The sequence below is a fragment of the Oleiphilus sp. HI0080 genome (genome assembly GCF_001635135.1).
Genome location: NZ_LWFU01000683.1, coordinates 1 through 1209, shown reverse-complemented (window position 1 = coordinate 1209; position 1209 = coordinate 1). Strand labels below are relative to the sequence as shown.

Genomic DNA, 1209 nt, shown 5'->3' with positions numbered 1-1209 from the left:
CCACTCTATTAGAGATCTTTACTGATGAAGGAGTCGGAACGCTAATTAGTAATCTTTAGCGTCACCTGGATCAGGCGGTCGTGATTTTGTTACCGCCTTCTTTCACGGCTTTGGATAAGGCCGACTCTGTTTTCCGTAACATTTGCTCGGCGCTTTCGTTGTCCTTCAGACTTGCTATCGCCGCCGATACTGTAATTGTGCCAAGCTGAACTTTTGCTGCGCTATCGGAGAGGGTTTGTTTGGCAAGCCTCATGCGCAAATTATCAGCAACGCTATGTGCATCGTCAGTGTTGGTGTCGGGCAAAATCATCGCGAAGGTCTGTTCGCCATAACGGGCTATCGTGTCCGCACCCTTTAGGTTTTTCTTGAACAGGGTGGCGATAAACTTTAGCACTTTATCCGCAATGGCATCGCCGAATTTACTGCGAAATAATTTAAAGTCGTCCACTTCAAGCAGAACAATCGATATTGCTTCCTGATCTGATCGAGCCATGACTGCATGTGTCTCAAGATCCTCAATAAAAACACTCTTCGTCGGGATTCGTGTCAGAGTATCAATGCTAGATTCGCCGCTTAGCCGCGCTACCTCTTCTTTGAGTTGCTGCATTTCTCGAGTCATCGATACGAGAGAGTTTTGCATTTCACTTGCGGCGTCCTCACGATGCTTCGTGTGTTCAATAAGCTGCGCAACCATTAATTTCAACTCGCCAATGCTTTGCATCGCATCCGCTTCAGAAGATATATCCTGAAGCGCCTTGGAATACATGCCTAGACCTTCACCCTCTTGCCGAGCTTGCTTCAAAAAGCTGTTGATGACCCCTTTCACGTTATCACTAAGCTGATTTACGAGCGCTTCCCGTTCACTTGCAATATGTTTTTGATAGAGGTCCTTATGAATTGCTGATGTGAATGCGGTTTTGTTGAGATCTAAAAGATTAATCTCATTTACGAGCGAGGCGTTGCGGCCGCTCACATACTCATACCAAACGGCATAGTTCTCGGGTGTCGTCGCAATGTTTCGTTTCTGCATCTCAGGCAGAGTCTGCTTCAGCAGCGTAACGGCGGCTGTAATATCGCTATTTGATTGCATGGTCTGGTACTTCTTGCATGGCGCTCAAAGGTGGAAAATAAAAGCTGTATATTAAGTTATAGCAGATATATAAGGTTGCTTATAACTTTTGAGGATAAGTTGTTATTATAGTTAGCCTT

1 protein-coding gene is annotated in these 1209 nt (G+C 45.4%); it reads right to left on the bottom strand.

Annotation, left to right across the window (positions count from 1 at the left end; all coding sequences use genetic code 11):
- Positions 1-70 precede the first annotated feature (70 nt).
- On the bottom strand, positions 71-1090 hold the full coding sequence (locus A3751_RS14840) for a GGDEF domain-containing protein (protein ID WP_068457528.1): 1020 nt from the start codon (positions 1088-1090) through the stop codon (positions 71-73).
- Positions 1091-1209 lie beyond the last annotated feature (119 nt).

Coding starts and splice junctions, on each gene's coding strand:
- A3751_RS14840 (WP_068457528.1), bottom strand. CDS start 1,090: ATGCAATCAAATAGCGATATTACAGCCGCCGTTACGCTGCTGAAGCAG.